Source organism: Pseudoclavibacter sp. AY1F1 (assembly GCF_002931075.1).
GTDB lineage: Bacteria > Actinomycetota > Actinomycetes > Actinomycetales > Microbacteriaceae > Pseudoclavibacter.
In genome coordinates this window covers 13242-31996 of record NZ_PSTQ01000005.1, presented here as the reverse complement: position 1 = coordinate 31996, position 18755 = coordinate 13242, and the positions used below count along the sequence as shown (strand labels likewise).

19 protein-coding genes and 1 pseudogene are annotated in these 18755 nt (G+C 69.0%); 10 read left to right on the top strand and 10 right to left on the bottom strand.

Annotated elements, in window-relative coordinates; translation table 11 throughout:
* Nucleotides 1-175 precede the first annotated feature (175 nt).
* Both pcp and ppk2 read left to right on the top strand, forming a co-directional pair.
* Nucleotides 176-1498: a pyroglutamyl-peptidase I gene (gene pcp, locus C5B85_RS09650; protein ID WP_181064372.1), complete on the top strand. Its 1323-nt coding sequence runs from the start codon at nt 176-178 to the stop codon at nt 1496-1498.
* A 145-nt stretch (nt 1499-1643) separates the two neighbouring features.
* Entirely contained in the window at nt 1644-2549 is a 906-nt protein-coding gene (ppk2, locus tag C5B85_RS09645; protein WP_104285825.1) for a polyphosphate kinase 2, read from the top strand.
* A 55-nt stretch (nt 2550-2604) separates the two neighbouring features.
* Here ppk2 and C5B85_RS09640 read toward each other — a convergent pair whose 3' ends face one another.
* The 3 genes from C5B85_RS09640 to C5B85_RS09630 are packed head-to-tail and all read right to left on the bottom strand — an operon-like array spanning nt 2605 to nt 4948.
* Nucleotides 2605-3498 carry a LysR family transcriptional regulator gene (locus C5B85_RS09640; RefSeq protein ID WP_104285824.1) on the bottom strand — a complete coding sequence of 298 codons (894 nt, stop codon included), beginning with the start codon at nt 3496-3498 and terminating at the stop codon, nt 2605-2607.
* A 2-nt stretch (nt 3499-3500) separates the two neighbouring features.
* Nucleotides 3501-4418 (bottom strand): alpha/beta hydrolase, encoded by a 918-nt coding sequence (locus C5B85_RS09635; RefSeq protein WP_104285823.1) that lies wholly within the window; start codon nt 4416-4418, stop codon nt 3501-3503.
* Complete coding sequence (locus tag C5B85_RS09630) at nt 4415-4948, bottom strand: quercetin 2,3-dioxygenase (RefSeq protein WP_104285822.1); 534 nt, start codon at nt 4946-4948, stop codon at nt 4415-4417. The genes C5B85_RS09635 and C5B85_RS09630 overlap by 4 nt, the downstream gene beginning before the upstream one ends.
* Before the next feature lie 183 nt (nt 4949-5131).
* Between C5B85_RS09630 and C5B85_RS09625 the strand changes: the two genes are divergently transcribed.
* The 3 genes and pseudogenes from C5B85_RS09625 to C5B85_RS19555 all read left to right on the top strand — a co-directional run bounded on the left by C5B85_RS09625 (nt 5132) and on the right by C5B85_RS19555 (nt 6222).
* Complete coding sequence (locus C5B85_RS09625) at nt 5132-5410, top strand: hypothetical protein (RefSeq protein ID WP_104285821.1); 279 nt, start codon at nt 5132-5134, stop codon at nt 5408-5410.
* A gap of 48 nt (nt 5411-5458) precedes the next feature.
* Nucleotides 5459-5743, top strand: a pseudogene (locus C5B85_RS19785) (maleylpyruvate isomerase N-terminal domain-containing protein); the annotation flags it as partial.
* A 17-nt stretch (nt 5744-5760) separates the two neighbouring features.
* Entirely contained in the window at nt 5761-6222 is a 462-nt protein-coding gene (locus tag C5B85_RS19555) for a hypothetical protein (protein ID WP_258070701.1), read from the top strand.
* Nucleotides 6223-6335: 113 nt separating this feature from the next.
* Here the strand turns inward: C5B85_RS19555 and C5B85_RS09610 are convergent, their stop codons facing one another.
* The 3 genes from C5B85_RS09610 to C5B85_RS09600 form a co-directional block, all read right to left on the bottom strand.
* Nucleotides 6336-7505, bottom strand: coding sequence for a Gfo/Idh/MocA family protein (locus C5B85_RS09610; RefSeq protein ID WP_104285818.1), 1170 nt, complete (start codon nt 7503-7505; stop codon nt 6336-6338).
* Nucleotides 7502-8347, bottom strand: a complete 846-nt coding sequence (locus tag C5B85_RS09605; RefSeq protein WP_104285817.1) for a sugar phosphate isomerase/epimerase — start codon at nt 8345-8347, stop codon at nt 7502-7504. The genes C5B85_RS09610 and C5B85_RS09605 overlap by 4 nt, the downstream gene beginning before the upstream one ends.
* Nucleotides 8348-8451: 104 nt before the next feature.
* On the bottom strand, nt 8452-9036 hold the full coding sequence (locus C5B85_RS09600; RefSeq protein WP_181064371.1) for a TetR/AcrR family transcriptional regulator: 585 nt from the start codon (nt 9034-9036) through the stop codon (nt 8452-8454).
* Between the two features lie 162 nt (nt 9037-9198).
* Here C5B85_RS09600 and C5B85_RS09595 point away from each other — a divergent pair, with 162 nt between their 5' ends.
* Complete coding sequence (locus C5B85_RS09595) at nt 9199-10992, top strand: HNH endonuclease signature motif containing protein (RefSeq protein WP_104285816.1); 1794 nt, start codon at nt 9199-9201, stop codon at nt 10990-10992.
* A gap of 352 nt (nt 10993-11344) precedes the next feature.
* Here the strand turns inward: C5B85_RS09595 and C5B85_RS09590 are convergent, their stop codons facing one another.
* Complete coding sequence (locus C5B85_RS09590; RefSeq protein WP_258070700.1) at nt 11345-11827, bottom strand: hypothetical protein; 483 nt, start codon at nt 11825-11827, stop codon at nt 11345-11347.
* Nucleotides 11828-12286: 459 nt separating this feature from the next.
* Here C5B85_RS09590 and C5B85_RS09585 point away from each other — a divergent pair, with 459 nt between their 5' ends.
* A complete protein-coding gene (locus tag C5B85_RS09585; RefSeq protein WP_104285815.1) occupies nt 12287-13132 on the top strand; it encodes a PhzF family phenazine biosynthesis protein in 846 nt (281 codons plus the stop codon).
* 471 nt (nt 13133-13603) lie between these two features.
* On the opposite strand, the gene C5B85_RS09575 is transcribed toward C5B85_RS09585, so the two are convergent.
* From C5B85_RS09575 to C5B85_RS09565, 3 genes are all read right to left on the bottom strand, one after another.
* Nucleotides 13604-13978: a VOC family protein gene (locus C5B85_RS09575; protein WP_104285813.1), complete on the bottom strand. Its 375-nt coding sequence runs from the start codon at nt 13976-13978 to the stop codon at nt 13604-13606.
* Nucleotides 13979-14176: 198 nt separating this feature from the next.
* Nucleotides 14177-14377, bottom strand: a complete 201-nt coding sequence (locus tag C5B85_RS09570; RefSeq protein WP_146077918.1) for a hypothetical protein — start codon at nt 14375-14377, stop codon at nt 14177-14179.
* A gap of 298 nt (nt 14378-14675) precedes the next feature.
* Nucleotides 14676-15461: a pentapeptide repeat-containing protein gene (locus C5B85_RS09565; RefSeq protein ID WP_219819393.1), complete on the bottom strand. Its 786-nt coding sequence runs from the start codon at nt 15459-15461 to the stop codon at nt 14676-14678.
* Nucleotides 15462-15862: 401 nt separating this feature from the next.
* On the opposite strand from C5B85_RS09565, the gene C5B85_RS09560 reads away from it, so the two are divergent.
* From C5B85_RS09560 to C5B85_RS09550, 3 genes are all read left to right on the top strand, one after another.
* Nucleotides 15863-16813: a metal ABC transporter substrate-binding protein gene (locus C5B85_RS09560; protein WP_104285810.1), complete on the top strand. Its 951-nt coding sequence runs from the start codon at nt 15863-15865 to the stop codon at nt 16811-16813.
* On the top strand, nt 16810-17589 hold the full coding sequence (locus tag C5B85_RS09555; RefSeq protein ID WP_258070699.1) for a metal ABC transporter ATP-binding protein: 780 nt from the start codon (nt 16810-16812) through the stop codon (nt 17587-17589). The genes C5B85_RS09560 and C5B85_RS09555 overlap by 4 nt, the downstream gene beginning before the upstream one ends.
* 172 nt (nt 17590-17761) lie before the next feature.
* A complete protein-coding gene (locus C5B85_RS09550) occupies nt 17762-18640 on the top strand; it encodes a metal ABC transporter permease (RefSeq protein WP_104285809.1) in 879 nt (292 codons plus the stop codon).
* Nucleotides 18641-18755: the final 115 nt, after the last annotated feature.

Below are 18755 nucleotides of genomic sequence, written 5' to 3'. Positions count from 1 at the left end.
TGTCGCCGGACCAACGTCGAAACCGCGACTCTACCGATGGAGCCGTCGAGCTCGGCCACGAACTCGCCGGGCCGTGGATGTCCGCGATCGCACCAGAACCTGGCTGATCCGTGGCTGGCACGACCGCTCGGATGCTCATGCCCGGATGTCGGCAGCGGCTGCTACGGTGCCCGGCGTGAAGATTCTCCTGCTCTCTCGATGCACAGGCGCGCTGGCGCCCTTCCTGGCCGAATCAACGGGTTCCGCCGCTTCCCGCCTCCGCATCGGCTACATCGACGACGCCCAGGTCGCGTTCGCAGAAGCGCCGTTCGTGCGGGCCGAACGCGACGCAGTGGACGCGCTCGGTCACGAGCGCATCGCGATCACGGTGCGCGACATGGCCGCCGACGACTTCGATCGAATGCTGGCAGACCTGGACGCGGTGTACGTCGCCAGCGGCAGTACGTTCGCGCTGCTCGAGGCGCTTCGGATATCCGGCTGCGACGCGCCACTGATCAGGCATGTTCGGGCCGGGCTGCCGTACATCGGCTCCAGCGCCGGATCGATCGTCGCGGGACCGGACATCACCCCGGCGTCCCTCCTGGATGACATCGCAGATGGCCCTGCGCTCACCAGCTTCGCTGGTCTCGCGCTGGTAGAGCAGACGGTGATCCCGCACGCTGACGGGAAGCTGCCGCCGTACCCTCCCAAGCTGATCAGCGCGACGCTGGACAGCTTCGGTGGCCAGTATCCGCTGGTTCCCCTCGCCGATGATCAGGCGCTCCTTGCCGACGGCTCCGGGACGCGGGTCGTCGAATCGAGCTGCACCTCTTCCTCCTCTCACCCGGAGCCTCGCGTGTCTCACCCGGAGCCTCGCGTGCCCACGGTTCTCCTCACCGGCTTCGAACCCTTCGGCGGTCACGCGAGCAACCCGTCGTGGACGGCGGTGCAGTTGGTGCGCGACAGCTGGGCTGGCGACGCGCGCCTCGAGGTCCGACAGCTGCCCGTCGACTTCGCGAGCGTCGACGGTGCACTCCGGGCAGCACTCGCCGAGGTGAATCCCGACATCGTGATCTCCGTTGGCCTCGCCGCGGGAACCGAGTCGATCAGGGTGGAGCGGATCGCGATCAACGTCGACGACGCCCGCATCCCCGACAACAGCGGTTACCAGCCCATCGACGAGCCCGTCGTCGACGGCGGTCCAGCAGGCTACTTCAGCACCCTCCCCATCAAGGGCGCGGTTGCGGCCATCCGTGCGAAGGGTATCCAGGCGGTCGTCTCGCAGACCGCGGGCACCTACACCTGCAACCATGTGTTCTACCTGCTCATGCACGAGCTCCGCCAGCGCCCAGGTACCCGCGGCGGCTTCGTCCACATCCCGCACTCCCACGAGGAAGCGCCTGGCACCGACTCGCCGTCGTTGGCGCTGGAGCGGCTCACAACCGCGCTCACCGCCGTTGTGGAAGCCGCGCTCTCGAATGAGACGGATGTGAAGGTCGGCGGCGGCACCCTCGACTAGGGCCGACCTTCGCCGCCCAGCAGATCTGGGCCAGCCGGGTCCGGGCCGGCCGTACACGAACCGTTCGCCTGGATGCGCGAGCATGCGAGCACAACGGCTTCGCGCATCCGCTGACGAGCCGCGCACCTGACCCCCGGAGGAACGCATGGCTATCGACCAACCCCAGGACCTGCGCGAGTACATCGAGCACCTGCGCACGCTCGGCTACTCGGTGCGCGACGGCCACACCAACGACCCGGACCTCATCGACCCGCAGGGCAACCCCGTCTACACCTGGCAGGAGGGCTACCCCTACGAGGAGCGTCTCAGCCGTGACGAGTACGAGGGCGAGAAGTACCGGCTCCAGGTGGAGCTGCTCAAATGCCAGTACTGGATGGAAGACACGAACCAGCGTGCCGTGATCCTCTTCGAGGGGCGCGACGCGGCCGGCAAGGGCGGCACCATCAAGCGCTTCACGGAGCACCTCAACCCGCGCAAGGCGCGCGTCGTGGCCCTCGCGAAGCCAAGCGACCGCGAGCGCGGGCAGTGGTTCTTCCAGCGGTACATCCAGCACCTCCCCACCGACGGGGAGCTCGTCATGTTCGACCGGTCCTGGTACAACCGTTCCGGCGTCGAACGGGTCATGGGCTTCGCGACCGACGCCGAGCACGCGCAGTTCATGCAGCAGGCGCCCGCGTTCGAGAAGATGCTCGTCGACTCCGGCATCCACGTCACGAAGTTCTGGTTCTCCGTCTCCCGCACCGAGCAGCGCACGCGCTTCGCGATACGCCAGCTCGACCCGGTGCGCCGCTGGAAGCTCTCCCCCATGGACCTCGCCTCCCTCGACCGCTGGGACGACTACACGGCGGCGAAGGAAGAGACGTTCCGCCTGACCGACAAGAAGCACGCACCGTGGACAATCATCCGCTCCAACGACAAAAAGCGTGCGCGCCTCAACGCGATGCGCTTCTGGCTCGGCCAGTTCGACTACGAGGGCAAGGACCACGACGTCGTCACAAAGCCCGACCCGCTGCTCGTCATGCGCGGCAAGCAGGAGACGGCTGACGAGTAGGCGCCGGGCGCGGCGGGGAGGCCTGCGGCGTCCTGGAGTGAAAGTGGGGGCCCGGTCAGCTCGGGATCTGGCCCCGCATGAGGTCGCGGAACACCGGCACGAGCGGGTTCTCGCTCGACCGCAAAGTGCACATCATGACCGTGACCGGCTCGATGTCGTCGATCGGCACGAAGACGACATCGTCGCGCTGGTACTGGTGGGCGGCCGCGCTCCCTGCGATGTTCACGCCGACCCCGGCGGCCACGAGCTCGAGCAGGCCCTCCATGCTGTCAGCGGATGCGCCAGGCACGATCCGCCGCCCGTCCGGTCGCGGGTTCACGACCCACCAGTCGAGAATCTCCTGCGGTCCAGCAGAGGCCGCCACGAACACTTCGTCGTTGGTGTCCAGGATCGAGACCGATGATCGGCCGGCCAGGCGGTGGTGGGCGGAGACCACGAGCATCCGCCCCTCCGACCAGAGCGGCTCGCAGGCGACCTCGTCGGAGGCGGACACTGGCGACGGGGCCAGGACGACGTCGACCCGGTCGCCGACCAGGTCGTCGACGACGTCGAAGAAGCCGGTGCGGCGCATCTCGAGGCGCGCTTCCGGCACTCGCTGCAGCATCGAGCCGATCGCCGATGCCGCCAGCGAACCAGTAGCGGAGGCCACAACCCCGAGGCGCAGCTGCGGCACCGCACGCTCGCTCGCGAGCAGCTTGGCCCACTCGAGAATCTCCCGATGGTCGTCACGGAGTCTCCGCGCGAGCGGCAGGAGCTCGGCGCCGAACGGCGTCAAGGTCAGCGGGCGCGATTCGCGGTCGAAGAGCTTCACGCCCAGCTGCCGTTCGAGGCGGCCGATCTGCTGGCTCAGCGACGGCGTCGCGATGCTGATGCGCTCTGCTGCGCGTCCGAAGTGCAGCTCCTCCGCGAGCACGCAGAAGTACTGCACGGCGTGAACCGGGATATCCATGTTCAGAGACTAGGTCGTGTCGAGACCGACGCCGACCTTGTCGTGTCTGGGGCATCCGTGACGGCGGGCGCAGGGGGCGTCAGGGCGTCTCCGGCGGACCGTACGTGCTCGTCGAGGAACCGCAGAGCAGGCGCCAGGACGGTCTCGAAGTCGTCGAGCCCGCGCCACATGTGGTCGGCGCCGGGCACGAGCTGCAGCTCGACGTGCGCGCCGGCCGTTTCGAGCGCATCCCGCAGCAGCACGCTCTGCTGGGGCGGCACCATGCTGTCGGCGGTGCCATGCGCCAGCAGGACCGGAGGAACCCCAGCGTGCACGGCGTGCACGGGGCTCGCGGCCCTCGTCAGCTCGGGATGCTCGGCGAGGAACCCGCCGATCAGCATCTCCTCCCGACTCGGCGTCGCCGGCGTGCCGGGCTGCGGTGCATGCTTCGGGATCGCGGCAAGGTCGCTTGGGCCGTACCAGTCGACAACCGCCCGAGCCGGAGTTCCGGGAGCTGCGGCCGCGAGCGCTGCAAGGTGACCTCCGGCAGATTCACCCCACAGGGCGAGGCGTGAGGCGTCCAGCCCGAACGTCTCCGCGCCATCGCCAACCACCCAGGTGATGGCAGCCTCGACGTCGGCGAGCGGCGCCGGGAACGTGGCCTCGCCGCTCAGGCGGTAGTCGATCGCGGCAACAGCCCAGCCTTCTCGGGCGAGGCGCCCGAAGGTCTCCGCATCCGAGCGACCAGGGCAGAACATGCGCCTGCTGCCGCGGAACCATCCGCCGCCGTGGATGAACAGGACGACGGGCGGATGCTCACCCACCGGCAGGTGCAGGTCGAGCGTGAGGGGTCGGAACCCGGGCGGTTCCGAGAAGACGAGGTCCCGTTCGACGCGGCGCGGCGGGCCCGCCGGGGAATCGGCGCGCGGTGCGGGGCTCAATCGAACAGCTCGTATCCCTGCACGAAGTGCACGTCGTGCTTCGCTCCCTCGGCGCCGAATACCTCGGGGGCGGGAATGTGGAACTCCGACTCCTCGGGGATCCCAGGCTTCGCGGTCGGCCTGGCGACGGCCCGGAAGAAGTCGGTGAAGCCCGCGCTGGTGACGCCGAAGATCTTGCCCGTCCGCTCGATGCGGTACGAGTGGATCGTGTCCTTGGGCACGAACCCGAAGCCACCGGCCTCGAGGATGCGCGTCTCGCGGTTGCCCTGCCGGTCGTCGATCCACAGGCGAATCGCGCCCTCGAGCACGAAGAACGTCTCGTGCGTCTCCGCGTGGAAGTGCGGCGGGACGGGACGCCCGGGGCGACCCTCCGTGATGAACGCGTCGAACTGGCCCGCAGTCTGCGGCGACGTCGTCAGCAGGGTGAAGAGCTGGTCGAAGAGCACCAGCTTGTCGCCCTCACCGTCACAGAGCAGGTACGGCAGCGGGGCGGCGGGAAGCAGGCTCTCGAGCGGGGCGAGTTCTGACATCGGCAACCTCCTTGTTGCGGGCCGGTCGGCCCTGGCTTTCAACCATCGCAACTCGGCTCGCGGTTCGCGACGGGGTCCTGCCTAACGCTCGTGAGCCCCCTCCTAACGTCTGGACGCCAGCGCGGCCAGACATCGCCGCATCCGGGAACTACCATCAGCTTTCATGAGTCACGAGACACCAGCATGACCGGCAGCGGCACTCCCACGGGCGACACGATCAGCCAGGGTGGGCAGCCCGCGGGGCCTCCGGCCGCTCCGCCGTCGATCCACATTCGGGCCGTGCTGACGTGGCTCGCGATCTTCCCCCTCGTCGCGATCACCTCGATGATCGCCGAACCGCTCGTGGGCACCTGGCACCCCATCGCGCGGGCCTGCGTCGTGACACTCGTTGTCGTGCCGCTCGCCGTGTACCTCGTCGTGCCGAACCTCGTGAAGCTGTACGGGCGCATCCGCCGTCGGTGACAGGCCGACTTCGGCGCCCCATCTGGCCCTCATCTTTAGGATCTGACCATGCGCCACGCAGACTTCATCGACGCGACTGAGAAAGCGGCAGCCAGCTTCGGCCTGCTGCTCGAGACGGCAGACCTCGCGATGCCTGTGCCCTCGTGCCCCGGCTGGTCGCTCGCGGACCTCGCCGCGCACCTCGGCGGGGTGCACCGCTGGGCGCGCGCCCAGTTGCTCGGCGGCGGGGAGCAGGTCGACAGGCAGGCACCGGATGCGCCGCTTGGCGACCGGGATGCGTTCGTCGCCTGGTTCCGAGAGGGCGCGGCGGAGCTCGTGGGGACGCTGCGCGAGCTGCCGGCAGACGCTGCGTGCTGGGCCCTCTACCCGCCGGCACGCGCATCCACGTGGGCGAAGCGAAGCGGCAGGCGCTCGAGACGACTCTGCACCTCTGGGATGCGACCGAAGCCCTCGGGCTCGGCGCGACCCTCCCGTCGCGGATCGCTGCGGCCGGCGTCGCCGAAGTCGCGCAGGACATGTACCCGAGGCAGGTCGCGCTCGGCCGGACGCCTTCGCTCAGCGCGGTGGTCGACCTGCGGCTGAGCGATGCCAGCGGCGCGGAGGGCGGCAAGCCAGGACTGATCGTGCGGCTCGGCCCGGTCGGCGAGCCGAGGGCCGACGCCTCCAGGCCCGCCGACGCGACCCTCGAACTCACCGCGGAGGACGCGCTGCTTCTCCTCTGGAAGCGACGCGACCTCACCACGGTGGATGCGCGACTCACGGGGTCCCGTGCGGCACTCGAGCGTGTGCTCGCGCATCCGCTGGTCCCGTGATCGCTGGGCGGCTGTGCGGCGGGCGGCCATGCGGCGGGCGGCCGTGCGGCTGTGCGCTGCGCGAGCGGCGTTGGGAACCCGGCGCTGAGCGATAGGCGGTCGGGACCCCGGCGCTAGGCGCCGAGCGTCGCCGCGAACGGGTCGCGCTTGTGGTCGACCAGCGGGACCGGGTCGACCGTGCTCTGAATGGCGACGACCTCGCCAGCGGCCGCCGACTCCTCGATGGCGAGCATGATGTCGAGCACGTGCAGGGCGAGCTCGCCCGTGGCGACGTGCGGAAGGCCCTCGCGGATGCCGCGCGCCATGTCGAGCGCGCCGTACCCCCGGCCCGTGACCGTTCCCTCTTCCGGGTAGTCCTCCCAGTTCGGCTCGAGCTTCTCCGAGTATTCCTGCGGATGCCTCGCGACCCGCGTGGCACCGTCGGCGTGGTTCGGGTCGGGCGTCAGCAGCATGCCGTCCGCGCCGATGATCTCTACGGTGCCCATCTCGGCGAGTGGGGAGTCGTTGCTGAAGGTAACCTGCGCGTTCGCTCCGCTTTCGAACGTGACCAGCGCATCCACGTGGGTCAGCACGTCGACTGGGAACGCCTGTCCGGCGTTCGGGCCGAGCTTCACGGTGCGGTTCGGCTTCGCCGTCGAGCCAGTGGCGTACACCTTGGAGACCGGGCCGAAAGCGCTCACAAGGGTCGTCACGTAGTACGGGCCCATGTCGAGCAGCGGGCCCCCGCCTCGCGCGAAGAGGAACGCCGGGTTCGGGTGGAAGAGGTCGGGACCGGAATAGCGCATCATCGTGCGGGCCGTGATCGGGGTGCCGACGACGCCAGCCGCGAGGTGCCGGAGGGCAGTCTGGATGCCCGGGTTCAGTACCGTGTCCGGAGCGACGCCCACACGCAACCCAGCCGCATCCGCGGCTGCGAGGAGTGCCTGCGCCTCCTCGCGGTTGATGCCGATGGGCTTCTCAATCCACACGTGCTTCCCCGCCGCGATGGCGTCGAGCGCCACCGGCACGTGGGCGACCGGAATGGTGAGGTTGATGACGATCTCGACCTCATCGTTCGCGAGCACCGAGGCGGGCGAGCCAGAGAACGGCACCCCGTAGGCGCCCGCCTTCTCGGCGGCGAGCGCCTCGTTCAGATCACCGAGCGCGACGACCCTGACGTCAGGGAAGCGTGTCAGGTTGTCAAGGTACGCGTTGCTGATCATGCCGGTGCCGATGATGCCGATGCCGACCGGGCCACGCCTGGCGCTCTCGCGCGCTGCCGCTTCTGCCTGCGTGCTGCTCATGCGCGGTTCTCCAGGTAGTCGAAGCTGGCGGCGATCGCGGCGAAGATGTCGCCGTCGAAGTGATCGAACTCGATGACGGCGAACTCGGCGGAAGGTGCGGCATCGAGCGCGGCGCCGAGCGGGATGACGCCTTGCCCTGCCGGAACCTGGCCGAGTCCAGACGGGTCGAAGGGTGTCTCCGTCAGGAACGGGTTCTCGACCTGCGGGCCATCCTTGATGTGCAAGGCCTTGACCCGGTCGCCGAGGCGACTCAGGAGGGCCGGAGCATCCACGCCGCCGATATGCGCCCAGTACACGTCGATCTCGAGCACCACCTCGTCGTCGAGGAGCCCGGCGAAGAACTCGAGGGCCGGGACGCCGTCGATCGTATTGCTGAGCTCCCATGCGTGGTTGTGGTAGCCGACGCGGAGGCCGTGCTCGGAAGCTGCCCTCGCCGCGTCGTTGAGCGCCTCCGCCGTCGCCTCGACCGCCTCGCGCGTGGACCAGTCGAAGACTGCCGGGTCGATGACGTACTCGATCCCGAGCTTCTTGGCCGCCTCGAAGGTGGACGCGTGGCTCGGCACCTGCGTCGTCACGCCCTCGCGGGTGACCTCCTTCGCGACGAGCATGGCGTGCCCCGTAGGAGCGGAGATGCCGTGCCTCGCGAACGCCGCGGCGAGCTCGTCGGCCCGCTCGACGAAGGCGAACGCCTCCACGTTGCGCAAGCCGATCTCGCTGAGTCGCGCGAGTGTGCCGTCGAGATCAGCCTCGAGGTGCGAGTTGATGCTGTAGAGCTGCAGCGAGGTCGCCGGGCGCTGCGCTCCCTGGCGGGTCGAAGGTGCGTCTCGTCGAGTAGTTGGCACGGTGACTCCTGTGTCGGTGGGCTCCCGCCACGTCGCGGTTCGCTCTCACTGGAGAGGCTACTAGAAAATTGCCAGTTGGCGACTTTCAAGTTTGTGGAGGCGACTCACCCGTTGTGGCCAAGGTGCTGCAGCAAAGCGAGGGTCGCTGCGACGTCGACACTTGGGTCGAGAAGCCAGCGCACTTGGAGCCCATCCGACGCGGCCATGATGAGGTCGACGAGCATTGCGGCGTCGGCACGGCGATCCTCGGGGAGTGCCGCGAGCTGCCCGCCGAGCTCGGCAGCCAATTCGACCCTCGCGCGGGCGAACCGAGCGGTGAAGAAGTCGCGAGCTGGCCCATCCCCCACCTCGACAGACTTCGCGAGCATCTCCGTGAAGAGGGAGACCATGCCAGGGAACTGCACGTTGAACTCAGCACTGAGACGCATCCGCTGCACCAGGGAGACGCCGGCGGGCATCCGCTCGTCGTTGACGCGGTCGTGCTCGCGGATCACCGCCACGAGGAGCCCCTCACGCGAGCCGAAGTAGTGGGTAAGCATGCCGTGCGAGACGCCGATGGATTCACCGATCGCGCGCAACGAGGCGCCACTCGCGCCAGTCACACGGAGCGTCTCGTAGGCCTGCGCCAAGATCTGGCGCTTCCGCTCGACACCCTTCGCGTATTGCCCCCGTGCTCCGACTGCTGCCACGCCATGCATCGTAGCCGGGGCACGAGCACCTGCTCGACCTAGGCACCGGTACGGCAGCAAGCCGAGACGCACTAACACAGTGACACGCCGTTTGATCTGGACTTTTGTTCGCGTGCGGGTGCTGGGGCGTGGTTTGTCGGTGGTCCGGTCCAGGCTGTGGTCATGGACGACTTCTACGACGGTGAGCCGCTGAAGGTGTTGGGGCTTGATCCCAATGACCCGGCGTCGGTCGTGGTGTGGCGGAGGTTTCTGTTGGATTGGGATGCTCATCTTGCGGTGATGGCGGCTGCGGTCGCGGCGGATCAGGTGCGGGTGCGGGCGAAGCTGGCGGAGATGGCGGAGATGGCGGCGGTGTTGGATGCGATGGAGGGCACCACCGAGCACGGTATGCATGTGCAGTCGGTCGCGGCGGAGGTCGCGTTGATCGAGCAGATCGGGCATTCGGCGGCGGAGGGTGCGTTGTCGGATGCGGGGATCGTGGTGCGCGAGTTCCCTGGGTTCGTGGACGCGCTTGGTGCGGGCAAGCTCAGCGAGGAGCAGTTGCGGGTGCTGACGGGGGCGGGGTTGTCGGTGTCGCATGTGGATGGGGTGGAGCAGTCGGCGCGGCGGGGTGAGTTCGTGCGGGTGATGCTTGCCGAGTTGGGCTCGCGGGTGTTGCCGCCGAAGGCGTTGCGGATGGCGGCGGCGCGGGTCGCGGAGTCGTTGACGCAGGAGTCGGTGTCGGAGCGGCATGAGCGGGCGCGGAAGACGAGGTACGTGTCGGTGACGGCGACGGAGAACGGCATGTGCGTGTTGCGTGCTCGGCTGCCGCTGGTCGAGGGGAAAGCGATCGCGGACCGGTTACGGAAGCAGGGGAAAGCGCTCATCAAGGCGCGCCCGAAGGCCACGAGCAGGACGAGCGGCGCGACGAGTGGCGGGACGAGTGCGACAGATGGCGCAACGAACGCGACGAGTGGCGGGAGCGCGACAGCCGGCACGAGTAGCGCGACGAGCGTCAGTAGTGCTGCCGGCGCCGGGGCTGCTGGGAAGTTCCGGGCAGGCGGCTGGGATGCCGAGGCGAAAATCGAGGCCGATACGAACGCAGATGCGGATGTCGATGCTGCCTTCGGCGCCTCACTGGACGCGCCGGATGAGCGCACGATGGACGAGGTCAAGGCCGACCTGTTCGCGGACATGCTCCTCACCTCCGACCCCATGTCCTGCGCTGCGGCGGCCGGGATCCAGGCGAGCGTGCAGTTCACGATCCCGATCCTCACCGCCCTCACCAAGCTCGGCGGCAGCGGCGCCTCTGGAGCCGACCCAACAACCAAGTTGGGGTCCGTGTTCGGTCCCGCTGCCGCAGCGAGCCGTGTTGATGGCTCGGTCCGCCTCACCCCAGCCCCGGCACTGCTCGATGGCATGATCCCGGTCCCGATCGAGGACGCGATCCGCCTCGCCGGCACCGCAACCTCGTTCGTGAGAATCCTCACCCACCCCATCACCGGCACCGTCGAAGCCGTCGACACCTACCGCCCCACCAAAGCCATGCGCGCCTTCCTCGCCGCCCGCGACATCCACTGCCGCTGGCCCGGCTGCCGACAACCCGCCGCGAGATGCGACCTCGACCACACCCACGCCTGGGAACACGGCGGCACCACCACCCTCGAAAACCTCTGCGGCCTCTGCAGACACCACCACGTCATGAAACACACCACCGCCTGGACCGCCACCCAACTCCCGGGCGGCGTCATGCAACTCCGCACCCCCAGCGGCAAAACCCTCACCGACCAACCCGAACACCACGACGTCTACTTCAGCCCCAACGACGAAGCCCCCGGGAAGAGTGAACAAACCCCTGAGCGACTCCCAGAGCCTCCACCTCCACCTCCACCGCCATTGCAAAGCGATTCGCCTTCGAGACCAAGCACCACGGAGACCGCATCGGCGCGCGCTTCTGACAAGCCAGCACCCTTTTGACCGTGTGCGAACCCGAGAAACTCGACGACACCCCTCAACGGCGATCCGGGCCGGCCGGCAAAACGAGCGCCACGGAGATCAGACTCGGGTCGCGCAATGCGAGTTCGTGCAAGACGCAGGTCGTCGAGGGCGCCGGTCGCGGAAGGCGCAAAACGGCGGACACACGCATCCCGGAGAACACACCTCGCGGACACACGCATCTCGGACACGCCTCCGGGAGGCGCGCCTCGCCGACACTCGCATCCCGGAAAGCACGCCTCGCGGAAGGCGCGGACCGAGACGAGTCGAGACGTCACTGGACGCGCCGGATGAGCGCACGATGGACGAGGTCAAGGCCGACACCGGCGACGCCCTACCGTCCGTCGGCAGGCCGCGCCTCGTGGTGGCGAGCCCCGTGCGTCCGACGATCTTCCTTCATTGACGCCTCTGCCAGGTGTCGACGACCGGCGACGAGTTCCTCCCTGACGTCACGCTCCGCCGACCGGAACGGCCCCCAGTAGGTGTCGTCGTAGTCCTCGACGATCTGGAACGTCCACCGCCCCTCCACCACGTTCCGGCCCACCAGTTCCGTGTCGAGCCGGTCGGCGATCGCCGCGTGACCGGAGTCCCGCAACGCGTCGGCAGCCTCGCCGAGCGCGAGGTCGGCCGCGCCCGTCAACCGGTGGAAGCCGTAGAGCAGCCCCCGCGCCTGCTCGACCATTTCGAGCGCCTCCGTCAGCTTCCCCACGGCTGCGACGGTCGCCGCGTCGGCGCCCTCGGGAGGCAGATGCTCGATGCTCGGGGTCTCCCGGGGGTCGTCGCTGGCTCCCTGCACAAGTTTGCTGTCGTCACTCATGCCGCGATTGTGGCGGCCTCCCCTGGGTACCCCATGCGCTCGCGCGGAGTCAACGCAGCGCCGCAAGCGGCGTCACTCGCACAGCCCCGCCGCCGAGTCATTCGCGCAGCCGCCGCGAAGTCACGCACGGCCGGGAACGGAACCACCCGCAGAATCCCCCGCACACCCGGCCGCGGAACCCCCGCGCACCCGCGCACCCGCGCACCCGCACGCGGAATCACCCGCAGAGCAGCGAGCGGAGCTACCCGCACGACCGGCTAAGGAACCTCCCGCGGAACAGCCCGCGGAGTCATCCCCTTGCCGCGTGCAGAGCTCGCCCCGGAAAGGAGGCCACACGTGCCCGATTGGACCTCAAGTCCACCGTCTCGAAACTGGCACGAGCGCGCCTCAGCGTCGCCGCCCTACCGTGACGGTACGCGCATCGCTCTCGCGCAGCATTCGTTTCGAAAGGCCCGCATCGTGACCATCTCGCGTCCATTCGCCCAAGTCGACGTCTTCTCGGAGACCCCCTACCTCGGCAACCCTGTCGCGGTCATCCTCGACGGCAGCGAGCTCACCACCGACGACATGAAGCGCATCGCCCGATGGACGAACCTCTCGGAGACAACGTTTGTGCTCCCAGCGACCGACGACGCGGCCGACTACCGACTGCGCATCTTCACGCCAGGCGGCGAGCTGCCCTTCGCGGGACATCCGACGCTCGGCTCGGCGCACGCCTGGCTCGAGCACGGTGGCACTCCGAAGGCCGCGGGGCGCATCCTGCAGGAGTGCGGCGCGGGGCTCGTGGAGGTCCGCATCGACGCTGGCCGATTGTCGTTCGCCGCGCCGCCAACTCTTCGCACGGGCCTCCTCGAGCCGGAGCTCCTCGCACGCATCGTCGACGCCTACGGCATCGCCGCCGACCAGGTCGTGGCGCACCAGTGGATCGACAACGGGCCAGGCTGGGCAGTTGTGCAGCTCGCATCCGCTCAGGAGGTGCTCGACCTCGACCCTGACTTCTCGCTGCTACCTGACGACATGGTCGGGGCAGTCGGCGCCTACCCGCCTGGCTCACCGCAGGCGTTCGAACTGCGCAGCTTCGCGCCTCGCATCGGCGTCGACGAGGACCCGGTCTGCGGAAGCATGAACGCCTCTACCGCCCAGTGGATGCACCGCACCGGCACCGCGCCGGGCTCCACCTGGCGGGTCTCCCAGGGCGCACGCCTCGGCCGCGCGGGCGACATCACGGTGACGGTCGATGACTCGGGCGACGTCTGGGTCGGTGGCGCCACGACGACACTCTTCGCGGGGACGGCCCTCGCGTAAGGCGAGCTCGGTCAGCGCGCTCGCGAAAACGCCAGGCCCCCGCGCGCCACGCTTCCCCGAGGGGACTTGTGACTGGTGGTTGTTTGACGACTGCGCAGCCCCTTCTGGGACCCCGCGCAGGCCAGGCCGCACGGGCCACGCCCATGCCGCAAAGCCCAACGCCCCGGCCGCGCGAGCCTCCGCTGCGGCTGCCGCGTCAACTCGTGAAAACCCAGGGCGGACTCATGGTCGTCAAAACCGTGCGATTGCGACCACCGTGCGGTTGCGATCGCAACACAGCGCCGGGCAGTGCGGGCACGGGCGCGACCTACCTCTGCCCACCCCGCCCCGCTCTCGGCTCTCGGTTCTCGGCGCTTTGCGCTCGGCGCTCGGCTCTCAGCTCTCGGCTCTCGGCGCTCGGCTCTCAGCTCTCAGCTCTCAGCTCTCAGCTCTCAGCTCACGGCTCGGGGCTCACGGCTCACGGCTCACGGCTCAGCCTTGCGGCGACTTGCAGAGGCAGAACGGGTGGCCAGCAGGGTCGGCGTAGACCACGAAATCTTCGGGACTGTCCGGCCTATCGCTTGCCTTGAGGAGACGGCCGCCGAGCTCGAGGACCCGCCTGTGCCCCTCGTCGAGGTCGTCAATGTACAGGTCGAGGTGCATCTGCTGCTGCGGCTGCCCATCCGGCCACCGAGGTGGCACGTGGTCGGGCGCGAGCTGGATCCCGAGCCGCCACTCTCCGTCGGCGTAGATGCTGTGCCAGTCGTCGTCCTTCTCGACCGTGCCTTCCAACAGCGACGCCCAGAACGCGCTCTCGGCCTCGATGTCGGCAGCGTCCAACACGACGACGGTGCGGCGAATCTTCATTGCTCCTCCAAGGGTTCCAGCGTGCGGATCAGGGCCCAAACTAGGAAAGAACCCTGGCTGGACACTGCCAGCTGACGCCACCGCAGCTCGCTTCAGATGGTCGCCGAGCGTGCCCGCGAGCGACACTTTGGGGCGGGTCGGGCGCAGATACCAGGACGAAGTTCACGGCGCGATACAGACGAACTCGGGGCCCGCGCATCAGCGCAGCAGCGCCAGCGGCAGCGGCAGCGGCAGCGGCAGCGCCAGCACCAGCACGGCAGCGCGGGAGCGGGAGCGGGAGCGGGAGCGGGTCAGCGTCAGCACGGCAGCGGAAGCGGAAGCGCCAGCGGAAGCGGAAGCGCCAGCACTAGCACGGCAGCACGGCAGCACCAGCGCCAGCACCAGCACCAGCACCAGCACGGCAGCGCGGCAGCGCGGAAGCGGAAGCGGAAGCGGGAGCGGAAGCGGAAGCGGGAGCGGCGTCAGCGCCAGCACGGCAGCGGAAGCGCCAGCACCAGCACGGCAGCGCGGAAGCGGAAGCGCGTCAGCGCCAGCGCCAGCGCCAGCGCCAGCGCCAGCGCCAGCGCCAGCGCCAGCGCCAGCGCCAGCGCGTCAGCGCGTCAGCGTCAGCGTCAGCGCGTCAGCGTCAGCGCGTCAGCGTCAGCGCGTCAGCGTCAGCGCCAGCGCGTCAGCGCGTCAGCGCCAGCGCGTCAGCTCGTCAGCGCCAATGGCGAGGCATCGTCAGCGAGTCAGGCAGCTGGGTCGCCTCGTCCCCGAACGCCGCCGCGAGCTGCGTCTGCGTGAGATGCAGCACGTGGCGCAAATCCGCACCGTACAGTTCAGCGTCCCGCAGGTCCGCGCCGAGGAGGTCAGCCCAGCGCAGGTCCGCACCTCGCAGGTTGGCCGCGATGAGCATCGCCCCTCGCAGTTCCACAGCCCTCAGGTCAGCGCCAGAGAAGTCGGTCCCGAGGTAGACGCCGCGCGGCTCGACGCGCGACCAGGCGCCGGATGCGCGGCGGCGGGGTTCGTGCGTCCGCCGAACTTCGCGGCTGACGGCGCCGAACAATTCGCCGGCAGCCGGCCGGCTCGATTCGACGGCGGCACGCAGCACGCCGACGTCGGGGGAAGCGGCCTGCGCATCCACTTGCTCAAAGAGCTTGTCGATGTGTCGGAGCAGCCGCCGATTAGCGGTGCGTCGCCGTGCCGCGCTGAGCAGCCACAGCACCTCGTGCAGCTGGCGCACCAGCGGGAACACGGCGAACATGGCGTCACGCAGCTCGTCACTCTCTCGCCAATCTCCGCCGCCGAACGTCTCCTGCGTGACGCGCTGGCCAGAGCCGTGGCACTCGAAGACGGTGCAACCTCGGTAGCCGCGCTCGAGCAGCACCGCATGGATGTTGCAGCCGAGATTAGCGTCAAGGTTGCGGCACGGCTTCCCCGCCGGTTTCTCGTGCGCGAAGTCGTCTCCGCGGGAGAAGCCGAGGGCAGAGCAGCAGAGCGCCACGCAGTTTCCGCAGTCGCTTCGAAATCGGGTTTCGTCGACGGCCGCCCCGTGGCCCCGTCCGGAGCCTGCCGCGCCTTCCCCACCAGCCCCACCGGCAGACCGGTCCGAAGAGGGCTCGCCAGACGACGGCATCGGCACTACCGGCCGGCGCCGCAACTGCTCGCGGGGGTCATCAGGTGACATCTCGGCCACAGCCTACGTTCGCACCCACACAAGCCCGGTGTGCGGACTTCACCCCGAGGATCACTCCGCGACTGCCTCCGGATGGGCCGGGAACCACCTCTGGAACACGCCGAGACCCCGCTGCCTGGCACCGACACACTGCCACCCAGCACAGTGGCCCATAAAGTTCGGCGCACCGAACATTGTTCTTCTGCTTACCGTAGCGCTATGCTCAGGTCATGCTGATCCCCGTGCTGCACGCAGCCCGACGGAAGGCCCACCGCATCGTCGCGGCGGGGCTTGCACTCGTCGCGCTCGCATCCCTCACCGCCTGCGCCCCCGCCGCCGAAGACGACGACCGCCCCGTCGTTCTCACGACCTTTACGGTGCTCGCCGACATCGCCAGGCAGGTCGCGGGCGACGAGCTCCGCGTCGAATCGATCACGAAGGTCGGCGCCGAGATCCACGGCTACGAGCCCACACCCCTCGACATCGCGAAGGCGTCGGAGGCCGACCTGATCCTCGACAACGGCATGAACCTCGAGGCGTGGTTCGAGCAGTTCGTCGCGAGCATGGACGTTCCCCACGTCGTTGTCAGCGACGGCGTCCAAGAGGTACCGATCGCGGGTGACGCCTACGCGGGTCTCCCCAACCCGCACGCCTGGATGTCGCCCCTCAACGTGCAGCTCTACGTCGACAACATGGCAACCGCCTTCGCTGAGCTCGTGCCGGAAAGCGCGGGTGTCTTCGAGGAGAACGCGGCCGCCTACAAGGCCGAGCTGCAGGCAGTGCACGACGAGCTCGTCGCCGCCATCGAGCCGCTCCCAGCTTCGCAACGCGCTCTCGTCACCTGCGAAGGCGCGTTCTCCTACCTCACCCGCGACGCCGGTCTCGAGGAGGTCTACATCTGGCCCGTGAACGCCGAGCAGCAGGCCACCCCGCAGCAGATCGCCGGGGTCATCGATCACGTGCGTGACAACGACATCCCTGCCGTGTTCTGCGAGTCGACCGTGTCCGATGCGCCAATGCGCCAGGTTGTCGACGCCACCGACGCCGAGTTCGGCGGCACCCTCTACGTCGACTCGCTCAGTGAGGAGGACGGCCCCGTGCCCAGCTACCTCGACCTCATCAGGCACGACGTCGACACGATCGTCGCAGGTCTCACCGGCAAGAAGGGAAGCAAGTCGTGAGCGACGCATTCACCTCTGCATCCACACCAGGCATCACCGCATCGCCTGCCATCGCGGTCGACGCCCTCACGGTGCACTACGGCGAGGTGCTTGCGCTCGACGGCGCCACCCTCGCCATCTCGCCGGGGCGCGTGTGCGGCCTCATCGGCATGAACGGCTCCGGCAAGTCGACGCTCTTCAAGTCGATCATGGGTGTCGTGCGCCCCGATGCCGGCACCGTCCGCATCCTCGGCGGCACGTCGGCGGATGCACGCAAGCGTGGCAGCGTCAGTTACGTCCCGCAGAGCGAGCAAGTCGACTGGGACTTCCCCCTTTCAGTGCGCGACGTCGTCATGACGGGCCGCTACGGGCACCTCGGCATCACCAGGAGACCCAAGGCGCGCGACCACGCCGCCGTCGACGCGGCGCTCGAACGCGTCAAGCTCACCGACCTCGCGGGCCGGCAGATCGGTCAGCTCTCCGGCGGGCAGCGCAAGCGGGCCTTCGTGGCCCGCGGCATCGCCCAGGAGGCGCAGGTGCTGCTTCTCGACGAGCCGTTCGCTGGCGTCGACACCCGCTCGCAAGCGACCATGACGCGGCTCCTCCGCGAGCTCGCGGCGCAGGGGGTGTGCATCCTCATCGCCACGCACGACCTCGGCTCCCTGCCGGAGCTCGCCGACGAGGCCGTGCTCTTCAACAGGCGCGTACTCCTGCACGCGAGCCCCGAGGAGATCATCAGGCCAGAGAACCTCGCCCTCGCGTTCGGGATCGCCCCGGGCAAGGGGGCTGCAGCATGAGCCCCGCATCCGCCGACAGAGTTGTGGCCACGTGCAGTTTTCCGCCGCCTCGACAGCAAGTATCCACAACTCTGCGCCACGAGCGCGGTGACTGCGGCGACTGCGGCGCACACGGCGCACACGGCGCACCCGGGGCTGGCGCACCCGGCGCACCCTGGGCTGGAGACCGCGCATGAATCTCGTCGACCTCCTCCTCGAACCGCTCGGCTACGAGTTCATGGTGCGGGCCCTCATCACAACCGTCATCACGGCCATCGTGTGCGCCCTCCTCAGCTGCTGGCTCGTGCTCATCGGCTGGTCCCTCATGGGCGACGCCGTCTCGCACGCCGTCCTCCCCGGCGTTGTGCTCGCCTACATCGTCGGGGCACCGTTTGCGCTCGGAGCCCTCGCGTTCGGGCTCCTCGCCGTCGGCCTCATCGGCGTCATCCGCGACACGAGCCGGGTGAAGGAAGACGCGGCGATCGGCATCGTCTTCACGACCCTCTTCGCGTTCGGGCTCGTGCTCATCTCGGTCACCCCGAGCCAGACCGACCTCAGCCACATCCTCTTCGGCAACCTCCTCGGTGTGAGCCGTGCCGACCTCGTGCAGATCGGCATCCTCGCCGCGATCGTCGCGGTGGTCCTGCTCGTCAAGCGGCGCGACTTCACGCTCGTCGCCTTCGACGCGACCCACGCCCACGCGATCGGCCTCAACCCGCGCCTCCTGCGGGGCGCGCTCCTCGGGCTCCTCGCGCTGACGGCCGTCGTCGCGCTGCAGACCGTCGGCGTGATCCTCGTCGTCGCGATGCTCATCATCCCCGGCGCCACTGCGACCGTGCTCACGCGCAGCTTCGCGCGCATGCTCGTCATCGCGCCCATCGTGTCCGTCGTCTGCTCGGCCGTCGGCCTCTACGCCAGCTACTACCTTGACGCAGCATCCGGCGGCATGATCGTGCTCGCCCAGGGCGTCGCGTTCCTGCTCGCCTACCTGCTCTCGCCCACGCAGGGGCTCGTCACGTCACGCCTCCTCGCGCGTCGCCGCGCCAGGGCGGCGGAACGCGAGTCCGCGTAGCGGCGGGGCGCAGCGACGGGTCGCAGAGGCAGACGGAAGACAGGGCAGACGGAAGACAGGGCTCCCGGAAGACAGGGCTGCCGGAAAACAGCAATGCCCGAGGGCACGCTCCGGA

Coding starts and splice junctions, on each gene's coding strand:
- ppk2 (WP_104285825.1), top strand. CDS start 1,644: ATGGCTATCGACCAACCCCAGGACCTGCGCGAGTACATCGAGCACCTG.
- C5B85_RS09640 (WP_104285824.1), bottom strand. CDS start 3,498: ATGGATATCCCGGTTCACGCCGTGCAGTACTTCTGCGTGCTCGCGGAG.
- C5B85_RS09630 (WP_104285822.1), bottom strand. CDS start 4,948: ATGTCAGAACTCGCCCCGCTCGAGAGCCTGCTTCCCGCCGCCCCGCTG.
- C5B85_RS09625 (WP_104285821.1), top strand. CDS start 5,132: ATGACCGGCAGCGGCACTCCCACGGGCGACACGATCAGCCAGGGTGGG.
- C5B85_RS09610 (WP_104285818.1), bottom strand. CDS start 7,505: ATGAGCAGCACGCAGGCAGAAGCGGCAGCGCGCGAGAGCGCCAGGCGT.
- C5B85_RS09595 (WP_104285816.1), top strand. CDS start 9,199: ATGGACGACTTCTACGACGGTGAGCCGCTGAAGGTGTTGGGGCTTGAT.
- C5B85_RS09590 (WP_258070700.1), bottom strand. CDS start 11,827: ATGAGTGACGACAGCAAACTTGTGCAGGGAGCCAGCGACGACCCCCGG.
- C5B85_RS09575 (WP_104285813.1), bottom strand. CDS start 13,978: ATGAAGATTCGCCGCACCGTCGTCGTGTTGGACGCTGCCGACATCGAG.
- C5B85_RS09560 (WP_104285810.1), top strand. CDS start 15,863: ATGCTGATCCCCGTGCTGCACGCAGCCCGACGGAAGGCCCACCGCATC.
- C5B85_RS09550 (WP_104285809.1), top strand. CDS start 17,762: ATGAATCTCGTCGACCTCCTCCTCGAACCGCTCGGCTACGAGTTCATG.